The organism is Paracoccus sp. 22332 (genome assembly GCF_052045125.1).
In the GTDB taxonomy this organism is placed as follows: domain Bacteria; phylum Pseudomonadota; class Alphaproteobacteria; order Rhodobacterales; family Rhodobacteraceae; genus Paracoccus; species Paracoccus haematequi_A.
Genome location: NZ_JBQEOI010000095.1, coordinates 1 through 3,799, shown reverse-complemented (window position 1 = coordinate 3,799; position 3,799 = coordinate 1). Strand labels below are relative to the sequence as shown.

Here is a 3,799-nt window from a genome sequence, read left to right as displayed (position 1 = left end):
CCGGGCTCAGCCCGCGCTATGTCTCGCTGCTCGAGGCCGGCAAGCACCGCCCCAGCCTGCTGACCATGGCCAGGCTCGCCGCCCGGCTGGAAACGCCGCTGTCGGAGCTGATCCGCGAGGCGGAGGCGGAGCGCGACGGTCCCGCCGCCTGACCGGGGAGCCGCCCGGAGGAAGTCGCGGCATCATGCGGCTGTGTCACGGCGGCGGCCGGGCCTCGCGCAGCAGGTCCCGCAGCTGGTCCAGCCGGTCGCGGGCCAGCATGGCGCCGCGGGCCAGGGCGGCGCCCGGGCTGTCGCCGAGGCCCTCGGCCGCCAGGTAGAGGAGATCGAGGATCTCGCCCAGGACCGCCACCTCGTCCCGCGCCTCGGCCAGCAGCGCCGGGAGGCCCGGCTCACGGCTCATGGCGGGCCTCCGGGTCCGGACCGGGCCGCTCAAGGCCGTCCTCGCCGCAGGCGATGACGCGCTCGGCGCAGAGCCGGTCGGCGAGGTGCCGCAGCCAGTGATATTCCGCAGCCAGGAGCTGGCGGGCGCGGCGGAGCGCCGTGCGCAGCCGCCGGTCGGCCCGGGTGCGCACCGCCGGATCGGACACGAGCATCCGCGCCGGATCGGCGAACCGGACCAGGCTGTGGCCGCTCAGCCCGTAGACCAGTTCCAGCCGCAGAGCGATGTCCGTTGCCTTGGCCAAGTCGCTGTCGGCGCCGCGTCCGGCGCCCGTGCAGCCGCTGCCCAGCACCAGCTCCTCGGCCGCCCGGCCCGCCAGCAGGCAGGTCAGCTGATCGACCAGATCGCGCCGGGTCAGCAGCGAGGCCCGGTGTCCCAACGCGACATGGCCGCCCGCCATGCCGACACGGATCTCCTGGACGCGGCCGCGCGCCAACAAGGTGGCGGCGATGGCATGGCCGGCCTCGTGGAGGGCGAAGCGGCGGATGATCGCCGGCTCCTCCCGGGCCAGTCCCAGGGCGCGGGCGACATCGCCGCCGGTCAGCGCCCGGCCGGCATTCCGCGCCTGGCTGCGGGCTTCGCGCACCGCGCCGTCGATGGCGGCGGCGCTGTGACCGATGGCGCGCCGCGCCAGGCTGTCGATCGCCTTGGCCGACAGCGAGCCGTCAAGTCGCCGGCCCAGGATGTGGAGGATGGCGGCAAGACCGGGGGGCGGCACCGCGACGATCCGGTCGATCCGGCCGGGGCGGCGCAGCGCCGGGTCGAGGACGTCCATGTCGTTGCAGGCGGCCAAGACGACCAGGCCGGGCGTCCGGCCGGCGCCGTCCAGCAGTTCGAGAAGCGCATTGATCACCTGGCGGCGATAGGTCCGGGCGTGGCTGTCGTCGCTGTCGCGGTCGCCGGCGCTGTCGATCTCGTCCAGGAACAGCACCGCCGGGACGGCCGCCTGGGCCTGGGCGAAGCTGGCGCGCATGGCGCGCAGCATCTCGCCCAGATGGCCGGCGGCCTGCCAGGCGGCGAGGCTGCCCTCGATCAGCGGCACACCGGCGGAGGCGGCGATGGCGCGCGCCAGCCAGGTCTTGCCGGTGCCGGGCGGGCCGACGAACAGCAGCGAGCGGGTCATCTCGCCCCATTCGATGTGGCCGGCCGACCAGGCGGCGAGATCGGCGACCAGGCGGCGGGCGGCCGTCTCGGCCTCGCCATCGCCCACGATGACGTCCAGGGTCGGACCGTTGGACCGGTTGGACCGGGTCATACGGTGCAACTCCGCGATCTGCCGCTCCCGGACGCGGTGGCGCAGGGCGAAACGCAACTGAAGGGGCGACAGCGCCCGCAGCGCGGCGTCCCCAGGCAGGCCCTTGCGCAGACCGGCCGCGTCGCCACCACGCAGGCTGAGGGCGGCGGCGATCAGCCATCCGTCCACGGGCCCGAGGCGCAGGAGCGGGGGCAGCATGGCGGCAATGTCACGCGGGAGGGCCACGCCCTCCTCGAGCAACAAGACATGGGGCGCGGTCGTCGCGGTGATCGCGGCCACGGCCTGGGCGAGGGCATGCTCAGACCGTCCCGCCGCACGTGCGTCGCCGGTCGCCCGCAGGGTGACGACCCGCACCGGCGGGCGCCCGGTGCCGGGTGCCAGCAGGGCGGACAGCAGGGAGGCCGCGTCGTCGATCATCCCGCCAGGCGGGCAGTCCAGCACCGTGACGGCGCCGACCGCCGTCAGCGCGGCGATGGCCTCAGAGGTCGGCAGCGCCCGGCACAGCCCGGCAAGGGCGATGGCGCGCAGCGGGTCGTCCCCCAGCGGGGTCGCCGGACGCGGGCGTTCTTCCCAGTCCGGCAGCTCCTCGATCTGGTCCACGACGTCGTCGAGGCGGCCCTCGACCAGGGCCTGGAAGACCGTCTCGGAAATCTCCGGCGCATCAGCGACCGGCGGACAGGGCGCCGCGTCCAGGCAGGCCGCGACAGTCAGGTAGTGGGGCAGCCAGGCGGGCATGGCGGACGGGCTGGGCATGGACAGCTCCTTCGGGAAGGGCAGGGGCAGGGGTGTGGCAGGGGAGGCCCCAGGGCTGGGGGCGGCGGCGATCGCCCCCGGGCGGAGGCGGCTCAGCAGGCCGCCCTGTCGTCGCCTCCGCCATCCTGGCTACCGCCGTCGTCGCCATCGTCGTTGCCGGCTCCGGTTCGTGCGCCTTCGCCCCCGTCATCCCCGGCTCGGTAGTCCTCGGTTCGGCTGTCCTGGGCGCCGGCGTCCGGGGCCATGCCGCCCCCGGCGGCGGCCTTATCGATCCTGTCGAGTCGGCGCTCCAGTTCGGCCCTTAGCCAGGGCCGGTAGACCTCGCTGACCACGTTGAGGATGCCCCGGTAGTCCCCGGGCGGCACCACCGCCTCGGGATGCTGCCGGCGCAGCCGGGCGTGCAGGCGCTTCTCGGCGGCGCAGGCCGCGTGTCCCGTCGGCATGGCGACACGGCGCAGCAACGTCACCTGCGCGGTCTTCGGCAGCCCAAGCTGGTGTCTTTGGCGCTTCAGCGGATTGGCGCTGTAGCCGAGCTTCAAGAGGTCCATGCCGTCGTGACTGATGGCAAACAGGTAGAGGAAGCTCGGCTTGGCGGTCCAGCTTTCCCCGCACCCGGCGCAGTCGCACTGGCCCCAGCCGAGATTGGCGCGGGCGATCCGCTGGGCATGCCCGCAGGCCTCGTGGACATACATGTGATAGTTCGGATTGCCGCGCGGANCCGATCCGGGTCCAGCCCTGCCGGGCGGCGATCTGCCTCTCGCGTTCGGCAAAGCAGGTCTCGCAGCGCAGGCCGGTCTCGCCACGGGCGACGCGGTCGATGATCTCGAACTGCCGCCGCAGGACGTGCCCGCAGGTGGCGCGGAAAAGGCCGTATTGTGGGTGATCGGGACCGGGGCCGAGATAGGCAAGGCCCGCCGCCGCCGCGCGGGCGGCGCGGGCCGTCTCCAGGCAGGTGCGGCAGAGCGGCTGGCTGGTCATCAGCACGAAGAGCCTGGTCACGCTGACGGCGCCGCAGCACCGGCAGCGCAGGGCCAGGTGAAGGCGGTCCTTGACCCGGGCCAGGACATCGAAACCCTTCTGCTCCGCCGCTGCGATCCAGTGGGCATGAAGGGGGCCCGGGTGAAGAACCAGGCCGGCGAGCTGCGGCAGAGCGGCCGTGGGATGAGGCAGGATGGACATGCAAATCCTCATGAAGACAGGGGTGGGACCGCCGCGATTGGGTGGCAGGGACGCGGCGATGCGCCGACCGGGCGGTGCGCGCGCAGCACGCACCGGTCACGGCAGGGAGGGATGTGAGGGAAAGGCGGCTGTCAGGCCGCGACCGGCACCGGATCGTCGGCGCTGTCGGCC

4 protein-coding genes are annotated in these 3,799 nt (G+C 74.0%); 1 reads left to right on the top strand and 3 read right to left on the bottom strand.

The window, feature by feature from the left end; genetic code table 11:
• Nucleotides 1–152 (top strand): helix-turn-helix domain-containing protein (locus ACTJI6_RS23750; protein WP_440804215.1); only part of this gene is annotated, 152 nt, incomplete at its 5' end.
• A gap of 43 nt (nt 153–195) precedes the next feature.
• Here the strand turns inward: ACTJI6_RS23750 and ACTJI6_RS23745 are convergent.
• The 3 genes from ACTJI6_RS23745 to ACTJI6_RS23735 form a co-directional block, all read right to left on the bottom strand.
• The gene (locus ACTJI6_RS23745) at nt 196–402 is read right to left on the bottom strand and encodes a hypothetical protein (protein ID WP_440804213.1); all 207 of its coding nucleotides are present in this window, start codon (nt 400–402) and stop codon (nt 196–198) included.
• Nucleotides 392–2,449, bottom strand: coding sequence for an AAA family ATPase (locus ACTJI6_RS23740; RefSeq protein ID WP_440804211.1), 2,058 nt, complete (start codon nt 2,447–2,449; stop codon nt 392–394). Before ACTJI6_RS23740 ends, ACTJI6_RS23745 begins: the two co-directional genes overlap by 11 nt.
• Before the next feature lie 92 nt (nt 2,450–2,541).
• Complete coding sequence (locus ACTJI6_RS23735) at nt 2,542–3,141, bottom strand: hypothetical protein (protein WP_440804209.1); 600 nt, start codon at nt 3,139–3,141, stop codon at nt 2,542–2,544.
• Nucleotides 3,142–3,799: the final 658 nt, after the last annotated feature.

Bases quoted from the DNA above. Each gene is read 5' to 3' on its own strand.
- ACTJI6_RS23745 (WP_440804213.1), bottom strand. From the start codon at position 402: ATGAGCCGTGAGCCGGGCCTCCCGGCGCTGCTGGCCGAGGCGCGGGAC.
- ACTJI6_RS23735 (WP_440804209.1), bottom strand. From the start codon at position 3,141: ATGTATGTCCACGAGGCCTGCGGGCATGCCCAGCGGATCGCCCGCGCC.
- ACTJI6_RS23740 (WP_440804211.1), bottom strand. From the start codon at position 2,449: ATGCCCAGCCCGTCCGCCATGCCCGCCTGGCTGCCCCACTACCTGACT.